Origin of the sequence: Aeromicrobium endophyticum (genome assembly GCF_003586285.1) — a bacterium.
GTDB lineage: Bacteria > Actinomycetota > Actinomycetes > Propionibacteriales > Nocardioidaceae > Aeromicrobium > Aeromicrobium endophyticum.
The window spans coordinates 222,593-246,701 of sequence record NZ_QUBR01000001.1 but is presented as its reverse complement, the minus strand read 5'-3'; the positions used below and the strand labels follow the sequence as shown (position 1 = coordinate 246,701).

General features: G+C 70.8%; 24 protein-coding genes. 11 read left to right on the top strand and 13 right to left on the bottom strand.

Annotated elements, in window-relative coordinates:
* Positions 1–3 precede the first annotated feature (3 nt).
* Positions 4–900, top strand: coding sequence for a succinate--CoA ligase subunit alpha (gene sucD, locus DX116_RS01235; protein WP_119702425.1), 897 nt, complete (start codon positions 4–6; stop codon positions 898–900).
* 173 nt (positions 901–1,073) lie between these two features.
* Here sucD and DX116_RS01230 read toward each other — a convergent pair whose 3' ends face one another.
* Positions 1,074–2,888, bottom strand: coding sequence for a SigE family RNA polymerase sigma factor (locus DX116_RS01230; RefSeq protein WP_119702424.1), 1,815 nt, complete (start codon positions 2,886–2,888; stop codon positions 1,074–1,076).
* 76 nt (positions 2,889–2,964) lie between these two features.
* Between DX116_RS01230 and DX116_RS01225 the strand changes: the two genes are divergently transcribed.
* From DX116_RS01225 to DX116_RS01210, 4 genes are read left to right on the top strand one after another with little or no spacing between them, the layout of a single operon-like run.
* Entirely contained in the window at positions 2,965–4,179 is a 1,215-nt protein-coding gene (locus DX116_RS01225) for a cell division protein PerM (protein ID WP_119702423.1), read from the top strand.
* The gene (gene purN / locus DX116_RS01220; protein WP_233556527.1) at positions 4,118–4,732 is read left to right on the top strand and encodes a phosphoribosylglycinamide formyltransferase; all 615 of its coding nucleotides are present in this window, start codon (positions 4,118–4,120) and stop codon (positions 4,730–4,732) included. Before DX116_RS01225 ends, purN begins: the two co-directional genes overlap by 62 nt.
* Positions 4,729–6,288, top strand: coding sequence for a bifunctional phosphoribosylaminoimidazolecarboxamide formyltransferase/IMP cyclohydrolase (purH, locus tag DX116_RS01215; protein ID WP_119702421.1), 1,560 nt, complete (start codon positions 4,729–4,731; stop codon positions 6,286–6,288). Before purN ends, purH begins: the two co-directional genes overlap by 4 nt.
* Before the next feature lie 7 nt (positions 6,289–6,295).
* Positions 6,296–7,198 (top strand): DMT family transporter, encoded by a 903-nt coding sequence (locus DX116_RS01210; protein ID WP_119702420.1) that lies wholly within the window; start codon positions 6,296–6,298, stop codon positions 7,196–7,198.
* Between the two features lie 5 nt (positions 7,199–7,203).
* Here DX116_RS01210 and DX116_RS01205 read toward each other — a convergent pair whose 3' ends face one another.
* Positions 7,204–7,743: a YbaK/EbsC family protein gene (locus tag DX116_RS01205; protein ID WP_119702419.1), complete on the bottom strand. Its 540-nt coding sequence runs from the start codon at positions 7,741–7,743 to the stop codon at positions 7,204–7,206.
* Complete coding sequence (locus DX116_RS01200; RefSeq protein ID WP_119702418.1) at positions 7,740–8,387, bottom strand: TetR/AcrR family transcriptional regulator; 648 nt, start codon at positions 8,385–8,387, stop codon at positions 7,740–7,742. Before DX116_RS01200 ends, DX116_RS01205 begins: the two co-directional genes overlap by 4 nt.
* Positions 8,388–8,510: 123 nt before the next feature.
* On the opposite strand from DX116_RS01200, the gene DX116_RS01195 reads away from it, so the two are divergent.
* Entirely contained in the window at positions 8,511–9,362 is an 852-nt protein-coding gene (locus tag DX116_RS01195; protein WP_119702417.1) for a bifunctional methylenetetrahydrofolate dehydrogenase/methenyltetrahydrofolate cyclohydrolase, read from the top strand.
* A 10-nt stretch (positions 9,363–9,372) separates the two neighbouring features.
* On the top strand, positions 9,373–9,648 hold the full coding sequence (locus DX116_RS01190; RefSeq protein ID WP_119702416.1) for a DUF3017 domain-containing protein: 276 nt from the start codon (positions 9,373–9,375) through the stop codon (positions 9,646–9,648).
* A 28-nt stretch (positions 9,649–9,676) separates the two neighbouring features.
* Here the strand turns inward: DX116_RS01190 and DX116_RS01185 are convergent, their stop codons facing one another.
* The 5 genes from DX116_RS01185 to DX116_RS01165 form a co-directional block, all read right to left on the bottom strand.
* Complete coding sequence (locus DX116_RS01185; RefSeq protein ID WP_119702415.1) at positions 9,677–10,666, bottom strand: malate dehydrogenase; 990 nt, start codon at positions 10,664–10,666, stop codon at positions 9,677–9,679.
* A 46-nt stretch (positions 10,667–10,712) separates the two neighbouring features.
* Positions 10,713–11,165 (bottom strand): hypothetical protein, encoded by a 453-nt coding sequence (locus tag DX116_RS01180; protein WP_119702414.1) that lies wholly within the window; start codon positions 11,163–11,165, stop codon positions 10,713–10,715.
* Positions 11,162–12,040, bottom strand: coding sequence for a multinuclear nonheme iron-dependent oxidase (locus DX116_RS01175; RefSeq protein ID WP_119704051.1), 879 nt, complete (start codon positions 12,038–12,040; stop codon positions 11,162–11,164). The genes DX116_RS01180 and DX116_RS01175 overlap by 4 nt, the downstream gene beginning before the upstream one ends.
* Positions 12,040–12,324, bottom strand: a complete 285-nt coding sequence (locus DX116_RS01170) for a hypothetical protein (RefSeq protein WP_199715882.1) — start codon at positions 12,322–12,324, stop codon at positions 12,040–12,042. Before DX116_RS01170 ends, DX116_RS01175 begins: the two co-directional genes overlap by 1 nt.
* 165 nt (positions 12,325–12,489) lie before the next feature.
* Positions 12,490–14,001, bottom strand: a complete 1,512-nt coding sequence (locus DX116_RS01165; protein WP_119704050.1) for a catalase — start codon at positions 13,999–14,001, stop codon at positions 12,490–12,492.
* Between the two features lie 301 nt (positions 14,002–14,302).
* On the opposite strand from DX116_RS01165, the gene DX116_RS01160 reads away from it, so the two are divergent.
* The 3 genes from DX116_RS01160 (at position 14,303) to DX116_RS01150 (ending at position 18,625) form a co-directional block, all read left to right on the top strand.
* Entirely contained in the window at positions 14,303–16,528 is a 2,226-nt protein-coding gene (locus DX116_RS01160) for an NADP-dependent isocitrate dehydrogenase (RefSeq protein ID WP_119702412.1), read from the top strand.
* Between the two features lie 98 nt (positions 16,529–16,626).
* A complete protein-coding gene (locus tag DX116_RS01155) occupies positions 16,627–17,316 on the top strand; it encodes a hypothetical protein (protein ID WP_119702411.1) in 690 nt (229 codons plus the stop codon).
* Positions 17,317–17,398: 82 nt separating this feature from the next.
* Positions 17,399–18,625 (top strand): MFS transporter, encoded by a 1,227-nt coding sequence (locus DX116_RS01150; RefSeq protein WP_233556526.1) that lies wholly within the window; start codon positions 17,399–17,401, stop codon positions 18,623–18,625.
* Here the strand turns inward: DX116_RS01150 and DX116_RS01145 are convergent.
* The 5 genes from DX116_RS01145 to DX116_RS01125 form a co-directional block, all read right to left on the bottom strand.
* A complete protein-coding gene (locus tag DX116_RS01145; RefSeq protein WP_119702410.1) occupies positions 18,618–19,586 on the bottom strand; it encodes a sulfate/molybdate ABC transporter ATP-binding protein in 969 nt (322 codons plus the stop codon). The genes DX116_RS01150 and DX116_RS01145 overlap by 8 nt on opposite strands.
* A gap of 6 nt (positions 19,587–19,592) precedes the next feature.
* The gene (locus tag DX116_RS01140; RefSeq protein ID WP_119702409.1) at positions 19,593–20,423 is read right to left on the bottom strand and encodes a sulfate ABC transporter permease; all 831 of its coding nucleotides are present in this window, start codon (positions 20,421–20,423) and stop codon (positions 19,593–19,595) included.
* The gene (gene cysT, locus DX116_RS01135) at positions 20,416–21,261 is read right to left on the bottom strand and encodes a sulfate ABC transporter permease subunit CysT (protein WP_233556525.1); all 846 of its coding nucleotides are present in this window, start codon (positions 21,259–21,261) and stop codon (positions 20,416–20,418) included. The genes DX116_RS01140 and cysT overlap by 8 nt, the downstream gene beginning before the upstream one ends.
* Complete coding sequence (locus DX116_RS01130) at positions 21,258–22,292, bottom strand: sulfate ABC transporter substrate-binding protein (protein WP_119702408.1); 1,035 nt, start codon at positions 22,290–22,292, stop codon at positions 21,258–21,260. The genes cysT and DX116_RS01130 overlap by 4 nt, the downstream gene beginning before the upstream one ends.
* 83 nt (positions 22,293–22,375) lie before the next feature.
* Positions 22,376–23,002, bottom strand: coding sequence for a DedA family protein (locus DX116_RS01125; protein WP_119702407.1), 627 nt, complete (start codon positions 23,000–23,002; stop codon positions 22,376–22,378).
* A 122-nt stretch (positions 23,003–23,124) separates the two neighbouring features.
* On the opposite strand from DX116_RS01125, the gene ppk2 reads away from it, so the two are divergent.
* A complete protein-coding gene (gene ppk2 / locus DX116_RS01120) occupies positions 23,125–24,030 on the top strand; it encodes a polyphosphate kinase 2 (RefSeq protein ID WP_119704047.1) in 906 nt (301 codons plus the stop codon).
* Positions 24,031–24,109 lie beyond the last annotated feature (79 nt).

Below are 24,109 nucleotides of genomic sequence, written 5' to 3'. Positions count from 1 at the left end.
GACATGTCGATCTATCTGAACAAGGACTCCAAGGTCATCGTCCAGGGCATCACCGGCGGCGAGGGCTCCAAGCACACCGCTCGCATGCTCGCCGCCGGCACCCAGGTCGTCGGTGGCGTCAACGCCCGCAAGGCCGGCACCACGGTCACCCACACCGACGCCTCCGGCGCCGAGGTCGAGCTGCCCGTGTTCGGCTCGGTCGCCGAGGCGATCGAGAAGACCGGCGCCGACGTGTCGGTCGCCTTCGTGCCGCCGGCGTTCACCAAGGATGCCGTCGTCGAGGCGATCGATGCCGAGATCGGTCTGCTCGTCATCATCACCGAGGGCGTGCCGGTGCAGGACAGCGCCGAGTTCTGGGCCTACGCCCAGGGCAAGAAGACGCGCATCATCGGCCCGAACTGCCCCGGCATCATCACGCCGGGCGAGGCGCTGGCGGGCATCACGCCGGCCAACATCGCGGGCAAGGGCCCCATCGGCCTGGTGTCGAAGTCGGGCACGCTGACCTACCAGATGATGTTCGAGCTGCGCGACTTCGGCTTCTCGACCGCCATCGGCATCGGCGGAGACCCGATCATCGGCACGACGCACATCGACGCCCTCGAGGCGTTCGAGGCCGACCCCGACACCACGGCGATCGTGATGATCGGCGAGATCGGCGGTGACGCGGAGGAGAAGGCCGCGGCCTACATCAAGGAGCACGTGACCAAGCCGGTCGTCGGCTACGTCGCGGGCTTCACCGCTCCCGAGGGCAAGACGATGGGCCACGCCGGCGCCATCGTGTCCGACGGTGCGGGCACCGCACAGGGCAAGAAGGAGGCCCTCGAGGCCGCCGGGGTCAAGGTCGGCAAGACGCCGTCCGAGACTGCCGAGCTCATGCGCGAGATCCTGAAGGGTCTGTAGGACTCAGCTCGACGAAGCCCCACCACTGATGTGGTGGGGCTTCGTCGTTCCTGCGTGCGCTGACGAGTCTGTTGCGGCCCTCCGACAAGCCCAGTCATCCTGAGGCGTGCGTCAGTCTTCGAGCTCGTCGGAGGGCCGCAACGCCGACTCCTCAGCTCATGTGCGGGCGGTCGTCAGTCGGTGGCGTACTTCAGGCGGGTGGCGGCGCGCTCGGCGATGGCCTTGAAGGCGTCCTGCGAGATGTCGTACTCACCGGCCGGCGTGAAGGTCACCTGCGCGACGTCGGCGCCGCGCCGGACGATCGCGGTGCGGTAGTAGACCTTCTTGTCGCCCTCGACCTCGAAGCCGACCCGCCAGACCGTGCCGGACGCATCGGGCACCGAGACCTTGCTCTTCTGGTCGACGCCGGCGGACAGGATCTTGTCCTTGCAGCCGTCGATGCGCCGCGAGAGCTTGGCGACGAAGTCCTTGGCCTTCGTGGCGGACGTGAACCGGGCTGTGGTCTCGGCGACGCCGAACTCCGGCGGCAGCTCGGTGGCCTCGTAGAGCACGTAGACGCGCGAACCCGCCTTCTTGACCGAGCTGCCGGTGAACGAGGCCGTGTCGCACTGGGTGGCTGCGGGGTTGGTCTGCGCCGGGAAGTCGGTGCCCGCCCAGACCTTGTCGATCGCCGCGATGGGAGGCAGGTCGACGATGCCGAGGAACGAGGGCGCCTCGGTCGTCGGGGGAGGATCGGACGGCAGCACCTCGATGGCGTCGGAGCAGCGGCCGCCGCTGTCCTTGCAGACCTTGGAGACCGAGTCGTCGAGCGTCTGCGCGAACGACTCGATGCTGGGCCCGGTGGGGCCGTCGACCTCGTGGACGAGGGTGCTGGTGATGGTGCCGGAGTGGCTGAAGCCGACGGTGAAGGAGCGCTCGGGGGAGCGGTTGGACCGCAGCGACAGGATCTGGAAGTCGCCGAACGGTCGCTTGACGGTGTAGGACGCGACGAGCTGGGTGCGGGGGTGCTCGCAGTCGGAGTACCACTGCACGAGGCGCTGGTAGGCCTCGGTGGCGACCCTGTCGCTGCGGGAGACCTCGATCGCCTGGGCGACGCGCGCATTGCCCGGGCCGTCGCCGTTGAAGGTGCGCACGAACACCTTGAGCGGGTCGGAGTCGGCGAACCGCTTGGTGGGGCAGGTCGCGTACGGGGTCTTGTTGGTGACGTCGTCGTCGGTGCTCGCGGTCGTCCAGGTGCGGGTGCCGTCGAGCGTCGCGAGCTGCTTGGGCGCGAGCAGGTTGCCGGCGTCGATCTTCTGGGCGTCGAGGACGACGTCGGGTCGCTCGGCACCGATCTTCTCGCGGCGGGGCAGGTCGCCGCTGGTGGCGAGCGCGTCACCGTCGGTGGCCACCAGCCCGCCGCCCAGGATCAGGGCGATCGCCGCGGCGACCAGCAGCACGGTGTTGCGCCGTCGTCCGCGCCGGGCCGCGGTGCGGACGTCGCCGGCGGGGGGCATGTCGAGCGCGTCGGTGGCCGACGACAGCGCGTGCATGCGGCGCTCGATGGCGTCGATGCCCTCGCCGAGCTTGGTCTCGAGCGTCGCGAGGGCCGTCGTGACGTTCTCGATGCCCTCCTCGGCCGGCTGACCGACCTCGCGCGACGCCTCTTCGAGATCGGTGTTGCCGAGCGTCATGAGGACGATCAGGCGGCGGTCGTCGACGGGCAGGTCGTGCAGGGCGGAGAGCAGCTCGGTGTCGCTGTCCTCTTCGTGACGCCGGCGCAGCGGGTGGGCGCCGCGGCTGAGGCCCGTGATCTTCCAGGCCTCGTTGCGCACGTACGACAGCGGGTGCCGGTCGCGGATCTTGGACCAGTCGCGCCACGCGCGACGGTAGGCGTCGACCGTGGACTCGAGGGCCACCTGCCGGTCGCCGCACAGCGCGTACGTGACCTGCACGGCATCGCGGAAGGTGGAGGAGTAGAAGCTGTTGAACTCGTCGACGCGAGTCATGATCCAGCCTCCTTCGACGTCGGGCGTGCCAGCGTGCCTTCGTGCAACGCGGCAACTTTACAGGGAGGATGAACCGGTGCCCGCGCCTGCTGAGACCTCCTACCTGCGGCCTGCCTTCCTCACCGCCGTCGTCGCGGCGATCCTGTCGTGGACGGTGGCCGCGGTCGTCGTCCTGATCGCGCGGGGACCGTCCGGCGTGGAGCCGGGCCCCCTGGCACGCACCACGATCCGCACGTGGCTGGTCGCGCTCGGGTCGGGCATCGAGGCGGGCAACGTCTCGATCGGCCTGATCCCCGTCGGCGCAACGCTGCTGTGCATCGCCCTGGTCGCCCGCGCCGCGGTGTGGGTCGTCGCCGATCCGCTCGAGGAGCACGCGGCGTTCGCGGCCTCGGCGGCCGGGGCCTTCGGTGCCATCGCCGCGATCGCGTCGGCGGCGACCAACGTCGGTGACGTGCACACCTCGGTCGTCCGCTCGGCCGCCGCGGGCTTCGTCGTCGGGGGTCTCGGTGCCATGTGGGGAACGGTCCAGCGGCACGGCGACGGCGACCGCTGGTGGTTCACGACCCCCGCGGACGTCCGCGCCGTGGTGCGGGCCGCCGTGCCGGGCGCGCTCGTCGTGCTGGGCGCTGCCGCGATCGTCGTGACGGTGCTGCTGGTCACGAGCGTCGATCGGGCCGGCGACCTCTGGGCGCTGCTCGACCCGGGCGTCGGCGGGGGCGTGGCCCTCGCGATCGGTTCGGTGCTGGCCGTGCCGACGCTCGTGCTGTGGACGGCGTCCGCGCTCATCGGCCCCGGGTTCGCGATCGGCACGGGCACGAGCGTCGACCTGACCGGCTCACAGCTCGGTCAGGTGCCGGGCTTCCCGCTGCTGGCCGCCCTGCCCGAGCCAGGGGAGTTCCCCGACTGGGTGTTCGTCCTGGGTCTGGTGCCGCTGCTGGCCGGCGTCGTCAGCGGATGGCGCCTCGGACCGGTCGAGCGCGACGGCCTGGTTCCGCGCCTGACCCTCGGCGCCGCCGCCGGCGCACTCGGCGGATTCGGGCTCGGCGTGCTGGTCGGCCTGTCCGGTGGCGCGATCGGGCCGGGGCTCCTGGCCGACGCCGGTCCGCCCCTGCTGACACCGCTGCTCGTCGTCGTGCCCGTCATGGCACTGGGCGGCGCGCTGGGCGCCGCACTGTCCCACTATCGTGGTGGCCGTGCCTCCCGCCCCTCGGACACCAGCGCGCCTGGTCGTGCTCGTCTCTGGAAGCGGCACCAACCTGCAGGCGCTGATCGACGCGTCGACGGAGCCTGACTACGGCGTCGACATCGTCGCGGTCGGCGCCGATCGCGACGGAATCGAGGGTCTGGCCCGCGCCGAGCGGCACGGCATCGAGACGTTCGTGCTGCGGACGTCGCAGTTCGACGACCGGGCGGCCTGGGACGTCGCGCTGGCCGAGCGGGTCGCGGCGCGCGAGCCCGACCTGGTGGTGCTGGCAGGCTTCATGAAGCTGACCGGACCGGCCTTCCTGGCCCTGTTCGGCGGGCGCACGCTCAACACCCATCCCGCCCTGTCCCCCTCGTTCCCGGGCATGCACGGACCCCGCGACGCCCTCGCCTACGGCGTCAAGGTCACCGGCGCCACGCTCTTCGTCGTCGACGCCGGCGTCGACACGGGCCCGATCGTCGCCCAGGTGGCGGTGCCGGTGCTCGACACCGACGACGAGGCCGCGCTGCACGAGCGCATCAAGACCAGCGAGCGCGCCATGCTGGTCGAGTGGGTCGGCACCCTGGCGCGCCACGACTTCCACATCGACGACCGTGCCGTCCGGCTCGGCAGACCAGCCAACGACCAAGGACCCGCATGACCGACACCGCCACCACCCGTCCGCTGCGCCGCGCCCTCGTCTCGGTCTACGACAAGACCGGGCTCGAGCAGCTCGCGTCCGATCTGCACGCTGCCGGGGTGTCGATCGTGTCCACGGGCTCGACGGCCAAGACCATCGAGGCCGCCGGCGTGCCCGTGACCCCGGTCGAGCAGCTGACGGGCTTCCCCGAGTGCCTCGACGGGCGGGTCAAGACGTTGCACCCCCGCGTGCACGCGGGCATCCTCGCCGACCTGCGCCTCGACGACCACGTCGCCCAGCTGGCCGACCTCGAGATCGAGCCCTTCGACCTCGTGATCGTCAACCTCTACCCGTTCCGCGAGACCGTCGCCTCGGGCGCCACCCCCGACGAGTGCGTCGAGCAGATCGACATCGGTGGGCCGTCGATGGTCCGCGCGGCCGCCAAGAACCACCCGAGCGTCGCGGTCGTCGTGTCGCCCTCGGCGTACGACGACGTGCGCGCGGCCCTGTCGGGCGGCGGCTTCACCCTGCAGCAGCGCAAGCAGCTGGCCGCCCAGGCGTTCGCGCACACGGCCGCGTACGACGTCACCGTCGCGTCGTGGTTCGCCGGCGACTATGCCGGTGACGGCGGATGGCCCGAGTTCGGCGGCTCGACGCTGACCCGCCAGGCCGTCCTGCGCTACGGCGAGAACCCGCACCAGCAGGCCGCCCTGTACTCCGACGGCACCGGCGGACTGGCCGCCGCCGAGCAGCTGCACGGCAAGGAGATGTCGTACAACAACTACGTCGACACCGATGCCGCGCGCCGGGCCGCGTACGACTTCGCCGATCCGGCCGTCGCGATCATCAAGCACGCCAATCCCTGCGGCATCGCGGTCGGCGCCGACATCGCGCAGGCCCACGCCCGGGCGCACGCGTGCGATCCCGTCTCGGCCTTCGGCGGCGTCATCGCCAGCAACCGTCCGGTCAGCGTGCAGATGGCCGAGCAGGTCGCCGAGGTCTTCACCGAGGTCATCGTCGCGCCCGACTACGAGCCCGGCGCCGTCGAGGTGCTGCAGGGCAAGAAGAACATCCGCATCCTGCGCTGCGCCGCCGACGAGCAGGTGACCCCGTACGAGTTCCGCGGCATCTCGGGCGGCGAGCTGGCCCAGGAGCGCGACCACGTCGACGCCGAGGGCGACGCTCCCTCGTCGTGGACGCTCGCGGCCGGCGAGCCCGCCGACAGCTCGACCCTCGCCGACCTGGCCTTCGCGTGGACCGCCTCGCGCGCCGTCAAGTCCAACGCGATCCTGCTGGCCAAGGACGGTGCCTCGGTCGGCGTCGGCATGGGCCAGGTCAACCGGGTCGACTCGTGCCGTCTCGCGGTCGAGCGGGCCGGTGCCGAGCGGGCGACCGGCTCGGTCGCCGCGTCCGACGCGTTCTTCCCGTTCGCCGACGGCCTGCAGGTGCTGCTCGACGCCGGGGTGAAGGCGGTCGTGCAGCCGGGCGGATCGGTGCGCGACGACGAGTCGATCGCCGCGGCGCAGGCCGCCGGCGTCACGATGTACTTCACCGGCACGCGGCACTTCTTCCACTGACACCTCGATGCCCGCCACCGCGCGCCTGACCGGCGCCCTGCTGGTGGCGCTGTCGGCCGCGGCGTTCGGGTCGATGGCGATCTTCGGGGTGTGGGCCCAGGACGACGGCGTCGACACCCCGGCGCTGGTCTTCGTCCGGTTCGCGCTGGCGGCGGTCGTGCTGATCGGTGTCATGCGGGTGCGGGGCGTCGCCGTGCCACCGCTGCGCAGGTGCCTGCCCGTCGCGGCGATGGGCGGCGTCGGCTACGTGGGCCAGTCGTACTGCTACTTCCTGGCCCTCGAGCACGCCCAGGCCAGCCTCGTGGCCTTGCTGCTCTACCTGTTCCCGGCCTTCGTGGCGGTGCTGGCGGCGGTCTTCCTGGGCGAGCGGATCGCGCTCGTGACCGCGGCTGCGCTGGTGCTGGCCCTCGTCGGCACGGCCCTCGTCGTCGGAGGGGGATCGGGACGGCCGCTCGGCATCGCCCTGGGCGTCGGTGCGGCGGTCGTCTACTCGATCTACATCACGGTCGGGTCGGTCGTGACGGGCGGCATGGACGTCGTCGCGGTGTCGACGATCGTCTGCGTCGCGGCGGCCGTGGTGTGCGGCGCGGTCGTCGCGGTGCTGGCGGTGATCGGGCGTCCGGCGGCCTTCCCGTCGTCCGGCAGCGGGTGGGGCACGCTGCTGGCGATCGCCCTGATCTGCACGGTCGTCGCGATCCTGGCCTTCTTCGGCGGCATGGCGCGGCTCGGCCCGACCGCAACCTCGGTGCTGTCGACGCTCGAGCCCGTCGTGACGGTCGGGCTGGCCACCTGGCTGCTCTCGGAGTCGCTCACGGCCCTGCAGGCGGTCGGGGGGCTGCTCGTGCTGGCGGCGGTCGTGTGGCTGGCGATCGCGCACCGTGCCCCGGTCGAGACCGCCCCGCCGGTCTGACCGCGCTAGGCGGGGGTGCCGAGCCCGTCGAGCACCACGACGCCGGGCAGCTGGCCGAGCACCGCCCCGGGCAGCACGAGCTTGGACCGGCGCAGGCCACTGCCCACCACCACCCAGGCCTGCTGCGTGACGGCGCGGTCGACGAGGATCGGCCAGGCCTCGGGCAGGCCGACCGGCGTGATGCCGCCGTGCTCCATGCCGGTCTGGGAGACGGCCCAGTCCTGCGGGGCGAACGAGCACTTGCGGACGTCGAGGGTGCGGCGCACCAAGCCGTTGACGTCGGCTCGCGTGCTCGAGAGCACGACGCACGCAGCGGGACGCTCGTCGGCGCCGCGGCGGCCCATCACGACAACGCAGTTGGCGCCGAGATCGGCGTCGAGACCGAAGGCGTCGTTGAGCGCCTGCGTGTCGGCGAGGGCGGGGTCGATCTCGGCGACGTAGGCGCGGGCGGCCAGCTCGGACGCCGACAGCAGCGTCGCGACGGGCGGCGCGACCAGGTCGGGCCGGTAGGGCTCGAGTGGCAGCGCGCCCAGCGTGGGGGTCATGCCGTCGCCGTGCCCAGGCTGTCGATCGCCGAGGCGACGGCCTCCGGCCCCAGCGCGTAGGCCGCGACGAGGCTGCGCAGCGCCATGGCGAGGAATCGTGCCTCGTCCTGCTCGGAGTACAGGCCCGACTGGCGCCGCAGTGCCGTGCCGGCGATGAGCGCGACCATGGCCGCGGCGACGTCGGCGGCATCGGTGACCCCGACCTGGGCGAGCAGGACGTCGGCCAGCCGCTCGATCGACCGCAGGGCATCTCCGGCGACGTCGTGCAGCTGGGGGTCGCGCGCGGCGGCGAGGAAGATCGACACCTCTGTTGCGGCGACCTCGGGCCCGCGCGCGGCGAAGATGCTCGAGATGAACGCGGCGGTGTCGTCGAGGCTCACGGCCGTGCTCATCTCGACCGAGGCGAGGGCGTCCAGCTCGCTGCTCCACCGGGTGACGTGGGCGCCGAGCGCCTCGCGGATCAGCTCGTCGATCGACTCGAAGTAGTACGTCGTCGTGGCCGATGGCAACCCTGCTCGGGCGGCCACGGCGCGGTGGGTGATGGCGCGGGCGCCTCCCTCGGCGAAGAGGGCGATCGCCGCCGCCAGCAGCTCCTCACGGCGCAGACGGCTGCGCTCCTGGGTGAGCTGGGCGCGAATGGCCATCGGGGTCCTTCCGGAGGTCTGGGCGTGCCGTCGTGCGCGGTGGGATCCCCCCGGTGACGCCCGTCAGGGAGAAGTCTATGCGCCCTGCGCCAGACGCCTGCGCGGACGTGAAAGACTCGACTCGTGACTGCGCAGATCCTCGACGGCAAGGCGGCCGCTGCCGCGATCAAGAGCGAGCTCCGCGAGCGGGTGACCGCCCTGCGCGCCCAGGGCGTGGTGCCGGGTCTCGGCACGATCCTCGTCGGCAACGACCCCGGCAGCCAGTGGTACGTGGCCGGAAAGCACCGCGACTGCGCGGAGGTCGGCATCGAGTCGATCCGCGTCGACCTGCCCGAGACCGCGACCCAGGCCGAGGTCGAGGCCGCGATCGACCGGCTCAACGCCGATCCGACCTGCACCGGCTACATCCTCCAGCTCCCGCTGCCCAAGGGACTCGACGAGAACGCCGCGATCGGCCGCATCGACCCGCTCAAGGACGCCGACGGCCTGCACCCCACCAACCTCGGGTGGCTCGTGCTCGGCAAGCAGGCCCCGCTGCCGTGCACGCCCCGCGGCATCATCGAGCTCCTGCGTCGCCACGACGTCCCGATCGCCGGTCAGCACGTCGTCGTGGTGGGCCGCGGCATCACCGTCGGACGTCCGATGGGTCTGCTGCTCACGCGGCGCAGCGAGAACGCGACCGTGACGCTGTGCCACACCGGCACCACCGACCTGGCCGCCGAGGTGCGCCGGGCCGACATCGTGATCGCGGCGGCCGGCGTCCCAGGCATCATCTCGGCCGACATGGTCAAGCCCGGGGCCGCGCTGCTCGACGTGGGTGTCAGCCGTGACGAGAACGGCATCGTCGGTGACGTCGATCCGGCCGCCTACGAGGTCGCCGGGTGGGTCTCGCCCAATCCTGGCGGCGTCGGACCCATGACCCGTGCCCTGCTGCTGGCCAATGTCGTCGACACTGCCGAGCGCCTGAACCCGTGAGGCACCGTCGGTGAAGGCGCCGCGCAGCCGGGGGTCGCAGTTCTACCTGCTGCAGCTGCTCGCGGTCGTCGTCGGTCTTGCGCTGGTCGGAGCCGGCCAGTGGCGTCTGGGCATCGGTGCCATCGGCATGGCCTTCGTCGCCGGGGCACTCGCCCGCGTGGTGGTCCCGATCGACCACACCGGGATGCTGCGCGTGCGCGGCAAGGTCTTCGACGTCGTGTGGATGTCGCTGCTGGGCACCGCGCTGATCGTGCTGCCGATCCTGATCCCCAACCAGCCCGGCTGACCCGGACCGGCCCGCGGGGCGGGGAGGCTCAGATGAGGCCGAGCTCCTTGACGGCGTCGCGCTCCTCGATGAGCTCCTGCGCGGTGGCGTCCATCTTGCCGCGGGAGAACTCGTCGATCTCGAGGCCCTGCACGATCTGCCACTCGCCGTTCGACGTCGTGACGGGGAACGAGTAGATCAGTCCCTCGGGGATGTCGTACGAGCCGTCGGAGCAGACCGCCATCGAGGCCCAGTCGCCCTCGGGCGTGCCCGTGAGCCAGGTGCGCGCTGCGTCGATCGTCGCCGAGGCCGCGGACGCGGCCGACGACGCGCCGCGCGCCTCAATGATGGCGGCGCCGCGCTGCGCGACCGTTGGGATGAACGTGTCGGCGATCCAGCCCTGGTCGCCGACGACCTCGGCCGCGTTCTGGCCACCGATCTCGGCGTGGAAGATGTCGGGGTACTGGGTGGCCGAGTGGTTGCCCCAGATCGTCAGCTTCTTGATGTCGGTGACCTTCGAGCCGGTCTTGGTCGCCAGCTGCGACATGGCCCGGTTGTGGTCGAGCCGGGTCAGCGCCGAGAAGCGCTCGCGCGGGATGTCGGGTGCGTTGCTCATCGCGATGAGCGCGTTGGTGTTGGCCGGGTTGCCGGTCACGCCGATGCGGACGTCGTCGGCGGCGTGGTCGTTGAGGGCCTTGCCCTGGCCGGTGAAGATCGCGCCGTTGGCCGAGAGCAGGTCACCGCGCTCCATCCCCTTGGTGCGCGGGCGCGCGCCGACGAGCAGGGCCAGGTTGACGCCGTCGAAGATGTGGTTCGGGTCGTCGCCGATCTCGACCGAGTCGAGCGTCGGGAACGCGCAGTCGTCGAGCTCCATCACGACACCCTCGAGGGCCTTGAGCGCCGGCGTGATCTCGAGCAGGCGCAGCTGGACGGGCGTGTCGGGGCCGAGCAGGGCGCCGCTGGCGAGGCGGAAGAGCAGGCTGTAGCCGATCTGACCGGCGGCACCGGTGACGGCGACCTTGACGGGGGATGTGCTCACGAGTGTGTTCTCCTTCGGCGACGCTGCAGAAAGTGACGGGCAACACTTACGAAACTAGCGCAGACGTGCCCGGAGGACTCGTCGGGGCGACGCGCGGGCCCAGATGCCAGACGCGGGGGCCGGTGGCCAGCACCCAGGGACGCGCTCCCGCCCGCCGGTCGCGCCCCCAGCGTGCCCGGCGGCGGTACACCCGCTCGACCGACCGGATCGACGCGAACGGCTCGGGCAGCACCCCGTCGTCGTCGGTCACGAAGTCGACGACGTCGTCGTGGGCGCACCCCGTGCGCGGGTGGGCGGTGGCCCAGCGGTCGAAGCGCTCGGCCAGGTGCTCGACCTCGACGAGTGCCGGCACCGCCTCGAGAGCGTCGCTGCGGCGCTTGACGCGCAGCACCCGCACGGTGAGCCCGGCCGACCGTGGGTCGAAGCCGTCCGGCACCTCGCCGCGCAGCAGCGCCCCGAGCACGAGCTCCTGCCGCTGCTGCAGCTCGCGGCGGCTCATGCCCGGACCGCCGCACCGGCGACGGCGTGCCGGACGCGCCGGAGCTCGGCCCGGACGACCGCCCCGTCGACGTCGGTGTCGCGCTCGAGCAGCACCGGCGGACCGGCCGGGCCGAGGAGCCCGACCACGTAGGTCAGCAGGTGCAGGACGTCGTCGGTCATGTCGTGCGCGTGGGTGTCCCAGTAGACCCCTTGGGGGTCGGTGAACCCGCCGGCGACGTGCACGTAGGCGACGTGGTCGAGCGGCATGCGGTCGAGCAGGTCGCGGGGATCGCCCCCGAGCGCCGAGCACGTCGCGTGCAGGTTGGCGACGTCGAGCAGGAACAGGCACCCCGTCGCCTCGGTCAGGGCGGTCAGGAAATCGGCTTCGTCCATCGATGTCTCGGGCCACGAGAGCGTCGCGGCGATGTTCTCGAGCGCGAGTGGCACCGGCAGGGCTCGCTGGGCGAGCCGCACGTTGTCGACCAGCACGGCCAGCGCGTCGGACGTGCGGGCCGCCGGAACCAGATGACCGGCCTCGAGCACGTCGGCGTGCAGCTCGTCGGTGCCGTCCGTGGCGGGCCCGGCACGGACGAACGCGACGTGCTCGCTCACGAGCGGTGAGCCCGTGGCGGCGGCGAGCGCGGCGAGGTGGTGGAGGCGGGCAGGGTCCGGAGGCGTTCCGCCGGCCAGGCCCAGCGTCACGCCGTGCGGCACGACCGTGAGCCCTGCACGCAGCGCCTCGACGAGCAGGGGTGGCAGATCACCGGGTCGGACGTTCTCGGCGACGACCTCGGAGAACGTCATCCCCTCGCGCGCCAGGTCGAGGAGGTCGTCGGCGACCGACGGCCGCCAGCCGGCACCGACGCCCAGCCCGGCGACGGGGGAGAGCGGCATCAGCTGCCGCCGCCACATCCTCCGCCGCCGCAGCCTCCACCTCCGCCGCAGCTGGTGCCGCCACCACAGGAGTGGCCGCCTCCGCAGGAGTGGTGGGTGCCGCCGGTCCCGCTGCCACCGCCGCTGGAGCCGAAGTAGGTGCCGCCCCCGCCCATGGCGCCGTAGCGGCCGGCGCGACGGCCGGTCCGTCCCGGCCGACCGGACTGGTCAGGGGTGAAGAAGGCCCACCACGCCAAGCCCGCGAGGGCGAGTGCGACGCCGGTGAGGACAGCTGCTGTGACCATGAGAACCTCCAGGATCGAGATGAACCGGAGTCCGTCGCCGTTGACGTGACGTGTGACACAGATCGTCCCACACGCACGCCCGGCGTGGAAGCAGGTGCCTCGCTCTACGAGCCAGTAGCGGTGCCCGGGTCGTCGATCCCCGTCGTCGGGGGACCCGCGCGGCGGTCAGCCCGCGTGCGTGGAGTCCTCCACCACGGGATCGGATGCAGCCTCCTTGGCGGCATCGTCGTCCCCGCCGGGGTTGGGGGCCCCGGCGCCGGCCCGCGTGGCCTCCTCGATGCGGCCCCCCGTCTCCGCGTCGACGTGCTTCCAGTAGTCGAACGCCCGCTCGAGCACCTCTCCCTCGACGCCGCCCAGCAGGTGCCCCGTGACGGTCGCGACGAAGTCGTCGCGCTGCTGGTCGTCCCAGACCTCGCGAACCAGCGCGCCGGCCTGCGAGAAGTCGTCGTCGTCCTCGCGCAGCGTGTACGCCGAGCGCACCATCTGCCCGTCGGCCTCCCACCCCTCCTCCGAGGGGCCGGTCTGGTCGGCGTACCCGCGCCCCATCGAGTTGGGCGCGTACACGGGGGCGTCGCCCGTGTGGTCGTACGCCATCGGACCATCGAACGTATACGTGTTGGCGCCCTCGACGCGGTGCCGGTTGACGGGAAGCTGGTGGTAGTTCGGCCCGATCCGGTAGCGGTGCGCGTCGGCGTACGACAGCACCCGCCCGAGCAGCATCTTGTCGGGGGAGAAGCCGATGCCGGGCACCACGGAGGACGGCTCGAAGGCCGCCTGCTCGATCTGGGCGAAGAAGTTGTCGGGGTTCCGGTCGAGCGTCATCGTCCCGACCTTGATGAGCGGGTAGTCGGCGTGCGACCACGTCTTGGTCAGGTCGAAGGGATTGATGCGGTAGGTCGTGGCGTCCTCGTACGGCATGACCTGGACCGACAAGGTCCACGACGGGAAGTCGCCGCGGTCGATCGACTCCATGAGGTCGCGTCGGTGGAAGTCCGCGTCCTGGCCGGCGATGCGCTCGGCATCCGCGCCGCTCAGTCCCTCCACACCCTGGTCGGAGTGAAAGTGGTACTTGACCCACGACCGCGTGCCCTCGGCGTTGATCCACATGAAGGTGTGCGAGCCGTAGCCGTTCATGTGCCGGTACGTCTTCGGGATGCCGCGATCGCCCATCAGGTACGTGACCTGGTGGGCCGACTCGGGGTTGAGGCTCCAGAAGTCCCACTGCATGTTGTTGTCGCGCAGCCCCGTGCCGCCGCGGCGCTTCTGGGAGCGGATGAAGTGCGGGAACTTCATCGTGTCGCGGATGAAGAAGACGGGGGTGTTGTTGCCGACGAGGTCGTAGTTGCCCTCGGTCGTGTAGAACTTCAGCGAGAAGCCGCGGGGGTCGCGCCACGTGTCGGGGCTGCCGAGCTCGCCGGCGACGGTCGAGAAACGGGCGAGCATGTCGGTCGTGACTCCGGGCTGGAACAGCGCGGCCTTGGTGTACTGCGAGACGTCCTCGGTGGTCTCGAAGCGCCCGAAGGCGCCTGACCCCTTGGCGTGGACGTTGCGCTCGGGCACCCGCTCGCGGTTGAAGTGCGCCATCTGCTCGACCATGTGGACGTCGTGCAGCAGGATCGGGCCGTCCGCCCCAAGCGTCAGCGAGTTGCGGTCGGATGGCGCGGGGGCGCCCGTCATGGTGTGCGAGCCCTCCTGTGCCTCGGGCGTCGGTGAGGTCGCGACCGAGGTCTCGTCGGACGGTTGGGGCACGGTGCTGGCCATGGAGGCTCCTTCGAGAAGGCGTCGCGGGGAGAGTGGGACGTCGCCGTACCCAGTGACGTGCACCTCACCCCTCCTCCCTCCGGAAACCTCGACGACGGGCCGCGTCCGACCCCGAGGGGTGGGTTATCTTGATGTCAAAAGATTTCTCACCCGTCCCGACGGGACGCCCGTCCCGATGGGATCAGTCGGGCATCCACACGTAGGAGCTGCCGCACCCATGGCCAAGATCATCTACACCCACACCGACGAGGCGCCGGCCCTGGCGACCTACTCGTTCCTCCCCGTCATCGAGGCGTACGCCTCGACGGCCGGCGTCGAGGTCGAGACGCGCGACATCTCCCTCGCGGGGCGCATCATCGCCCTGTTCGGCGACCGCCTGACGCCCGAGCAGCAGATCGGCGACGCCCTCGCCGAGCTCGGCGAGCTGGCCAAGAAGCCCGAGGCCAACATCATCAAGCTGCCCAACATCAGCGCATCGGTGCCTCAGCTCAAGGCGGCCATCGCCGAGCTGCAGGGCCAGGGCTACGACCTGCCCGACTACCCGGACGACCCGCAGACCGACGCCGACAAGGACGTCCGCGCGCGCTACGACAAGGTCAAGGGCAGCGCGGTCAACCCCGTCCTGCGCGAGGGCAACTCCGACCGTCGTGCGCCGCTGTCGGTCAAGAACTACGCCCGCAAGCACCCGCACTCGATGGGTGCGTGGAGCAGCGACTCCAAGACCAACGTCGCCACGATGGGCGAGAACGACTTCTTCTCCAACGAGAAGTCCGTCGTCATCGACGCCGACACCACGATCTCGATCCAGCACGTCGACGCCGACGGCACCGCGACCGAGCTCAAGGCGGCCTTCCCGGTGCTCGCCGGCGAGATCGTCGACGGCACCGTGCTGCGCGCCGCTGCGCTCGACGCCTTCCTGGCCGAGCAGGTCGCCCGGGCCAAGGCCGAGGGCGTCCTGTTCTCGGTGCACCTCAAGGCCACCATGATGAAGGTCTCCGACCCGATCATCTTCGGCCACGTCGTCAAGGCGTTCTTCGCGGACGTCTTCGAGCGCTTCGGTGCCGACCTCGAGGCCGCCGGCCTCAGCGCCAGCAACGGCCTCGGCGGCATCCTCGCCGGCCTCGACACGCTGCCCAACGGGGCCGAAATCAAGGCCGCGTTCGAGCAGGGCATCGCCGAGGGTCCGGCCCTCGCGATGGTCGACTCCGACAAGGGCATCACCAACCTCCACGTGCCGAGCGACGTCATCGTCGACGCCTCGATGCCGGCCATGATCCGCACGTCGGGCCACATGTGGGGTCCCGACGGCAACGAGGCCGACACGCTGGCCGTCATCCCCGACAGCTCGTACGCGGGCGTCTACCAGACCGTCATCGACGACTGCCGCGCCCACGGCGCCTACGACCCGACCACGATGGGCTCGGTGCCCAACGTGGGTCTCATGGCCCAGGCCGCCGAGGAGTACGGCAGCCACGACAAGACGTTCGAGATCTCGGCGCCCGGCACCGTCCAGGTCGTCGACGCCGCCGGCACCGTGCTGATCGAGCACAGCGTCGAGACCGGCGACATCTGGCGCGCCTGCCAGACCAAGGATGTGCCGGTGCGCGACTGGGTCAAGCTGGCCGTCACCCGCGCCCGCGCCTCCGACACGCCCGCGATCTTCTGGCTCGACGAGACCCGCGCGCACGACGCCAACCTCATCGCGAAGGTCAACGCGTACCTGCCCGAGCACGACACCGACGGCCTCACGATCGAGATCATGGCGCCGGCCGAGGCCACGCAGTACTCGATCGACCGCATCCGCAAGGGTGAGGACACGATCTCGGTCACAGGCAACGTGCTGCGCGACTACAACACCGACCTGTTCCCGATCCTCGAGCTCGGCACCAGCGCCAAGATGCTGTCGATCGTCCCGCTGATCAACGGCGGCGGCCTGTTCGAGACGGGTGCCGGCGGCTCGGCCCCCAAGCACGTGCAGCAGCTCGTCAAGGAGGACTACCTGCGCTGGGACAGCCTCGGCGAGTTCCTGGCCCTGGCGTCGAGCTTCGAGCACATGGCGACCACCACCGACAACGCCCGTGCGCAGATCCTCGCCGACACGCTCGACCGCGCCACCGGCACGTTCCTCGACGAGAACAAGTCGCCCGGCCGCAAGCTCGGCACGATCGACAACCGCGGCAGCCACTTCTACCTGTCGCTCTACTGGGCGCAGGAGCTCGCGAAGCAGACCGAGGACGCCGACCTCGCGGCGGCCTTCGCCGACGTCGCGGGCGAGCTGGCCTCGAACGAGCAGACGATCGTCGACGAGCTGCTCGCGGTGCAGGGCAAGCCGGCCGACATCGGCGGCTACTTCCACCCCGACAGCGAGAAGGTCAACGCCGTCATGCGTCCCTCGGGCACGTTCACGAAGGTCCTGGCCGACCTGCAGTCGCGCGTCGTCTGATCTCGCGTCATGAAGCCCCGGCCGGCACCTCTGCACAGGTGCCGGCCGGATCGTGACGTGACCGCCGGCGACAGACGCGTCGTGGATGAAGGTGGCTCGTGAAGAAGCTCGTTGGTGCGCTCGGGACGATCGGGGTCGTCGTGGCCCTGCTCGTCGGTCCTTCCGCCACGCAGCAGGCGGTGAGCGCCGGCGTGCCGCAGGTCACCGTCTCGGGCACTCCGGCAGTCGGGTCCGAGCTCACCGCGGTGGGCGCCGACTGGGGCGCCACCCCCGACAGCGACACGTTCGAGTGGCTGCGCGACGGCGAGGGCGACGTGCTCAGCCGCCAGGCCACGTACGTCCCGACCGAAGCCGACCTCGACCACACCCTCGTCGTCGTCGAGCGGGTGCGCATGGGCGACGAGCAGGGCGACTCGTCGTCCACCCCTCTCGAGGTGGGCCCGGCGCAGGCGGTGTCCCCGCCGGCGGCGGGCGGCTCGGGTGCGGCGCCCGCACCCGCCCCCGCGGCGATCGTCCCGGCGGTCAACACCAAGGCGCCGACCGTCAAGGGCACGGCCAAGGTCGGCAAGCGGCTCTCGGTGCGCTCCAAGGGCCGGTGGACCGCCCCTGGTCACTCGTTCAGGTACCAGTGGCTGCGCAACGGCAAGAAGATCCCCAAGGCGACCAAGACGTCCTACCAGCTCACCAAGAAGGACCGCAGGAAGAAGATCACCCTGCGGGTGTCGGCCGTCCGCAGCGGCTACCCCACGGTGACGGCGACCAGCCGCGCTACCAAGAAGGTGCGCTAGCGGGTCGCTGCGTCGCCCGGTGTGACCGAGCCCGCAGGCGCTCGATGGAAGGTTTGTCGCGCCCAGGCACTTGAATGGTGACGTGACTGCCGCAGAGACGACCCCCCGCCCGCGCACCCGACACGTGTCGCTGGCCCTGGTCGCGCTCGCCCTCGGCGGGTTCGCGATCGGCACGACGGAGTTCATGACGATGGGCCTGCTCGAGGAGATCGCCGACGGGATCCACCGGACGAATGCCGAGACGGGCCACATCATCACGGCGTACGCGTTCGGCGTGGTCGTCGGCGCCCCCGTCATCGTGTCGCTGGGTGCCCGGCTCCCGAAGAAGGAGCTGGCGATCGGCCTGATCCTGGCCCTGGGCATCGGCAACGCGATCACCGCGGTGTCGAGCGGCTACCTGCCCGTGATGGTGGCCCGCTTCGTGGCGGGTCTGCCGCACGGCGCCTACTTCGGTGTCGCGTCGCTGCTCGCGGCGTCGCTGGTGCGGCCCGAGCTGCGCGGACGGGCGATCAGCTCGGTGATGCTGGGCCTGTCGGTCGCGACCGTCGCCGGGGTGCCGGCCAGCACGCTGCTCGGTCAGCACCTCGGATGGCGTAGCGCCTACTGGGCCGTGCTGGTCATCGCCATCGCCGCCGCGGTGATGATCCTGCTGTTCGTCCCTCACTCGCCGGCCAACACCGAGGCCTCCCTGCGCGGTGAGCTGTCGGCGCTCAAGCGTCCGCAGGTGCTGTTCGCGGTGTCGGCGGGCATGGTCGGCTTCGGCGGGTTGTTCGCGATGTACAGCTACATCGCGCCGATCGTCACCCAGGACATCGACCTCTCCGAGGGGTGGATCGCGGTGTTCACGCTGGCGTTCGGCATCGGGTCGGTGCTCGGGTCGTGGGCCGCGGGCCTCCTGGCCGACTGGGACGTCGAGCGCTCGATCATCGGCGGGTTCGTTGCCACGGTGGTCGTGCTGGTCGCCTTCTACTTCACGGCGTCGTACGTCGTGCCGGCGCTGCTGCTGGTGCTGGCGGTCGGCGCCCTCGGGTCGGTCGTGGCCATCAACCTGCAGGTCCGGCTCATGGACGCCGCCGGTGACGCGCAGATGCTGGGCGCGGCACTCAACCACTCGGCCCTCAACATCGCCAACGGGCTGGGTGCCTTCTTCGGCTCGGTGATCATCTCGGCCGGCTACGGCTACCGCGCCACGAGCTGGGTGGGCGTCGTGCTGGCGAGCCTCGGCCTGGTGATCTTCCTGGGCGGTGTCGCATACCAGCGCCGCTCGGCCGGCGTGACGGCCGAGCCGCTCGAGGCGTCCGTCAGCTGACGACCGACTCGGCGCCCGCCCGTGGGCGCAGCCACACCTGCGCGCCCTCGTGCAGCTGCAGGGCCGTGGCCTCGGTACGGGTCACGATGACCTGCACCGGATCGGGGTGCAGCACGTCGTCGGGGGTCACCTCGAGGCGGATCTCGAACCCCACGCGCGTCCAGCGGGTGATGCGGCCGGTCGCGGTCGCGGCGTGCTCGTACCGGGTGATGTCGATGTCGTGGGGCCGGATGAGCTTGTCGCCCAGACGGGTGACCGGGCCGAGGAACGACAGCACGAACTCGCTCGCGGGACGGTCGTAGAGGTCGTCCGGCGTGCCGATCTGCTCGATGCGTCCCTCGTTGATGACGACCAGGTTGTCGGACACCTCGAGGGCCTCCTCCTGGTCGTGGGTCACGAACACCGTCGTCACGTGCACCTCGTCGTGCAGCCGTCGCAGCCACTCGCGCAGCTCCTTGCGCACCTTGGCGTCGAGAGCGCCGAAGGGCTCGTCGAGCAGCAGCACGCTGGGCTCGATGGCCAACGCGCGGGCCAGCGCCATCCGCTGGCGCTGGCCGCCCGACAGCTGCGACGGCAGACGGTGCGAGAACTGCTCGAGGTGCACGAGGCGCAGCAGCTCGGCGACCCGGCGCTTGACCTCGTCCTTGGGCTTCTTGCGGATCTCGAGCCCGAAGGCCACGTTCTTGGCGACCGTCATGTGCTTGAAAGCGGCGTAGTGCTGGAACACGAAGCCCACGTTGCGCTTCTGCGCCGGCAGCCCCGTCGCGTCGAGGCCCTCGATCTCGATCGTGCCGCTGTCGGACGACTCCAGGCCCGCGATGATGCGCAGCAGCGTCGACTTGCCGCCTCCGCTGGGACCGAGCAGCGCCGTCAGCTGCCCGCTGGGGATGCTCAGGTCGATGTCCTGCAGGGCGACGAAGTCACCGAAGTTCTTGTTGACGCCGCGGATCTCAATCCCCATCAGTACTCAATCCCCATCAATATCGTCCTTGGGTCGAAGGATGGTCACGACGACGAGCGCCGCGACCGCGATCAGTGCGAGCAGGAACGAGGTCGCGTACGCCGATCCCTGCTCGAAGTCCTGGTACTTCTCCTCGACGACCAGCGTGGCCGTCTGGGTCTGCTGGGCGATGTTGCCCGACACGACCTTGACCGCGCCGAACTCGCCGAGGGCACGGGCCAGGCTCAGCACGACGCCGTAGACCAGGGCCCACTTGATCGACGGCAGCGTGATGCGCCAGAACGTCTGCCACGGGCCGGCACCCAGGCTCTTGGCGGCCTGCTCCTGCTCGGTGCCGATCTCGTGCAGGACGGGGACGATCTCGCGGATCACGAGCGGCAGGCTGACGAACGCCGTCGCCAGGACGATGCCGGGCGTCGCGAAGGCGATCTGCAGGCCGGCGTCCTCCAGGGCGGGGCCGAAGGTGCCGTTCGTGCCGCCGTAGGCCAGCAGCAGGGCCAGTCCGACCACGACGGGGGAGACCGACAGCGGCAGGTCGATCAGGGCGGACAGGACGCGACGTCCCGGGAACTCGTAGCGCACCAGCAGCAGCGAGATGCCGACGCCGAAGACGGTGTTGATCGCGACGGCCCACAGGGCCACGACGACGGTCAGCTGGAGCGCGTCGGTGACGACGGGATCGGACAGGGCCGTCTGCAGGTTGTCGAGGCCGCCGTCGAACGTCTTCTGGACGACGAGCGCGACGGGCCAGATCACGAGCAGGAACAGGTAGCCGATCACGAACAGCCGGCGGACGTAGGTGCCGGCGGTCTTCGGCTGGGCGAGGCGGCTAGCCACGGCGCGCCACCCGGCTCGACAGGACCTGCAGCAGGACGATCGCGGCCAGGGCCACCAGCAGCAGGATCGTGGCGACGGACGCCGCGGCGGCCTCGTTGCCGTTCTCGATGTACGTCAGGATGCGCACCGAGGCGACCTCGGTCTTGAGCGGCAGGTTGCCCGAGAGCAGCACGAGCGATCCGTACTCGCTGATGCCGCGGGCGAACGACAGGGCCGCGCCGGCGGTGATGGCGGGTGCGAGGCTCGGCAGGATGATGCGGCGCAGCGTCGTGAAGCGGCTGGCGCCGAGCGAGGCGGCGGCCTCCTCGACGTCTCGGTCGAGCTCCATCAGCACGGGCTGCACGGTGCGGACGACGAACGGCAGGGTCACGAACAGCAGGGCCAGGAAGACCGATCGGCCGGTGTTGGCCACGTTGATGCCCAGGGGGCTGTCGGGCCCGTAGAGGCTCAGCAGCACCAGGCCGGCGACGATCGTGGGCAGGGCGAACGGGATGTCGATGACGACCTCGAGCAGGCGCTTGCCCGGGAACGAGTCGCGGACCAGCACCCAGGCGATCAGGGTGCCCATCCCCACGTTGATCGCGGTCACGTACACCGCCTGCAGGACCGTGAGACGCAGGGCCGCCGCGGTCTGCGGGTTGGTCAGCGTCTGCCGGAACGTCTCCCACCCGCCGTCGACGGACTGGATCACGACGAGGCACAGGGGGATCAGGACGAGCAGGCTGAACCACGTCAACGCGATGCCCAGGCCGAGGCCCGAGGATCGCGTCAGGGTGGTGCGGCTCCGGGCACGGCGCTTGCGCGCGGTGCCCGGAGCCAGGGGTGCGTCGACCGTCACGACTTGCCGGACGCCGCGATGATCTTGGTGATGATGCCGTCGTTCTCGTCGAAGAACTTCTTGTTGGTGGCCTCCCAGCCGCCGAAGGTCTCGTCGATCGTGGCCAGGTCGTCGATCGCCGGGAAGGGGTCGGACGGGTCGTTGGCACCCTTGACGTCGCCGATGTCGACGCCGCTGACGCCCTCGACGGGCCGGAAGCCGTGCTGCGCGAAGATCTTCTGGCCCGCGGCGCTCTCGCCGAACGCCAGGAACTTCTTGGCGGCCGCAGGGGCCTTGGTCGTGACGGCACCCGGGTTCTGGATCAGGAGGTTCTTCTTCGGGATGACGTAGTCGATGTCCTCGCCCTGCTGGCGCGCGAAGATCGCCTCGTTCTCGTACGACAGCAGCACGTCGCCGGTGCCGCCCTGGAAGGCGGTCGTGGCGTCGCGTCCGCTGCCCGGCAGCGCCTTGACGTTGGCGAACACCTTCTTCAGGTAGGCCTCGGCGTCGGCCTCGCTGGCGCCGTTGGCGATCTGCTCCTGGTAGGCCGCGAGGATGTTCCAGCGCGCCGATCCCGAGGAGCCGGGGTTCGGGGTCACGATGCCGATGCCGGGCTTGGCCAGGTCGGCGAACGACTGGATGTTCTTGGGGTTGCCCTTGCGCACGATGATCGACACGACGGACGTCGACAGGATGCCCTTGGTCGAGGTCTGGTCCCAGTCCTTGGCGACGAGGCCCTTGTCGACGAGGCGCGTGGTGTCGGGCGTCAGCGAGAAGTGGGTGATGTCGGCCTTCAAGCCGCTGACGACGGCCCGGCTCTGGTCGCCCGACGCGCCGTACGACTCCTTGAAGGTCACGCCCTTGCCGTCGGCCGTCTTCGCGAATGCCTTCTCGAGGGCGCCGTCGGCCGCCTTGGGCACGGAGTACGCGACGAGCGACAGCTGCGTGGAGCCACCGGCCGTGTCGCTGCCTCCGCCGCAGGCGCCCAGCACCGCTGCGCTCACGGATACGGCGACGGCCGTCGCGATGCTCGTGCGGGAGAAGATCCTCATGGTGCTTCCTCGGGTCCAGGGCACGCCACCGTGCGCGCTCCGGGTCTCAAACTAGGTGAGCCGGGAGACCGTCCGAACACATCTCAGGATGTGGGACGATCCGACGCATCCTGAGACGACTGACGGTGCCGAGCCATGATCTTGTCGATCACGACCCCCACGATCAGCGCGAAGACGATGGCCGCAGCCGCACCCAGCAACGGGTTGTCACGCACCCACGAGCCCGCCACGACCCCGATGCCGATGTTGTAGGCGGCCCACGAGACCGCCGCCAGCACGGCCAGGGGCAGGAAGCGCCGGTACGGGAACCGGGTCGCACCGGCGGTGACGTTGACCGCGACGCGTCCGACGGGGATGTACCGGGCCGTGAGGATCAACGTGGCGGCTCTCTTGTCGAGCTCGCGCTCGGCGCGCTCGATGAGCTCGACGGCCTTGGGCTTGCGCAGGATCGCGAACCGGTCGGTGCCCAGCCGCCGTCCGATGCCGTAGGCGGTGTTGTCGCCGACCAGCGCGCCGGCGACCGCGACGAGTCCGAGCAGCAGGAGGTCGGGGTCGCCCGACGACACCGAGACCGCGGCGAGCGCGACGAGCGCCGACTCGCTGGGGACGGGCGGCACGAACGCGTCGACCGCGACGAACGCGAACACCACCAGGTACACCCACGGGGACCCGGCCAGGTCGAGGATGACGTCGTTGACCCCGTCGAGCACGTGGTCCCTCTCGTTGCGTGCGGCTGCCTCTCGGCACGAACCTCGAGCCTAGGGGGAGGGGCCTGATCGCGCCCGACGAGCTCGTTCACCGGCAGTTCACGCGGCCTGCCTACGCTCCCAGCGTGAGCACCGACTTCCTGGCACCCACCGGCATCGACCTGGCCAAGCTGCACGGTTACACCGTGGTGGACGTGGACGACGACGACCCGCTCCTGCTCGACACCAGCGGACGTCCCGTCGACACCTGGCGGGAGGGCTACCCGTACGGCTCCCGCATGGACGTGCGCGAGTACGACCTGCAGAAGCGGCTGCTGCAGATCGAGCTGCTCAAGCTGCAGAACTGGATCAAGACCCGCGGCGAGCGGCTGGTGGTCGTCTTCGAGGGCCGGGACGCGGCCGGCAAGGGCGGCACGATCAAGCGGTTCACCGAGCACCTCAACCCCCGCGGCGCTCGCGTCGTCGCGCTGGAGAAGCCCAGCGAGCGCGAGTCGACCCAGTGGTACTTCCAGCGGTACGTGCAGCACCTGCCGGCCGCCGGCGAGATCGTCATGTTCGACCGCTCCTGGTACAACCGGGCCGGCGTCGAGCGGGTCATGGGCTTCTGCACCGACGAGCAGTACGGCGAGTTCATGCGGCAGGTGCCGCAGTTCGAGCGGATGCTCGTGGGCGATGGCGTCCACCTGGTCAAGTTCTGGTTCTCGGTGTCGTCGGCCGAGCAGCGCACCCGCTTCGCGATCCGCCAGGTCGACCCGGTGCGGCAGTGGAAGCTGTCGCCGATGGACCTGGAGTCGCTCGACAAGTGGGAGGCCTACACCGCGGCGAAGGAGGCGATGTTCACCCTGACCGACACGCCTGACGCGCCGTGGACGGTCGTCAAGAGCAATGACAAGAAGCGCGCGCGGGTCGAGGCGATGCGTCACGTGCTGTCGCAGTTCGACTACGACAACCGCGACGACGAGATCGTGACCGAGGCCGATCCGCTCATCGTCGGGCCGGCCGCCGAGATCTTCAAGGACGCGGCGGACTAGTCGCTGGCCGAGGCTCGAAACCACCCGGGCCTGATGGCTCACCGGGTCTCGACAGGCGGGCGGCTTCGCCGCGTCACGC